Raw genomic sequence first — 568 nt, forward strand, 5'->3', positions numbered from 1 at the left:
TCGCGGCATCGATTTGAAAAACCCATTCACAATGTCAAAGACGCTGACTGACCCTTAGGCCAGACGCTAACCGCTCTACAACGAGCGGATTTCGTATCTTCATCTAACTGGATGTATCTCGCTGCTGCGCAGCTTTGATGAGATGGTGGAGCTTATCGGGATCGAACCGATGACCTGATGCTTGCAAAGCAACCGCTCTCCCAGCTGAGCTAAAGCCCCCCTACCAACTCCGCGCGCCGTCAGTCGCAGCAAAGCTGCGCCTTATGGCGCGCTATGCAGCGCTGGCCGCACGTGTCAGCGTGCGCTCTAGCTCCGCTAGAGACGTCTCGCTGACTGCGCGATGGTGGGCCGAGTAGGAGTTGAACCTACGACCTCACGCTTATCAGGCGTGCGCTCTAACCACCTGAGCTACCGGCCCATCGCACAACCCAAGCAGGCCATGAAGGCCGCGGGCGGCGTGAGCCAGCTCAGGCACCTGACCCGAAGGTCAGTATCCAGTTGATGAAGGGACATGAGGACGGCGGCTATGTTCTTTGGAATGGAAGAAGCTCTTCCCAACACCGAAGTG

General features: G+C 57.7%; 2 tRNA genes. Both read right to left on the minus strand.

Going from position 1 to position 568, the window contains the following annotated elements:
- Positions 1-143: 143 nt before the first annotated feature.
- Positions 144-219, minus strand: a tRNA-Ala gene (locus ACFSC3_RS16700).
- Positions 220-341: 122 nt separating this feature from the next.
- A tRNA-Ile gene (locus ACFSC3_RS16705) sits at positions 342-418 on the minus strand.
- Positions 419-568: the final 150 nt, after the last annotated feature.

The sequence above is a fragment of the Sphingomonas floccifaciens genome, from assembly GCF_042681125.1.
GTDB classification, from domain to species: Bacteria; Pseudomonadota; Alphaproteobacteria; order Sphingomonadales; family Sphingomonadaceae; genus Sphingomonas; species Sphingomonas floccifaciens.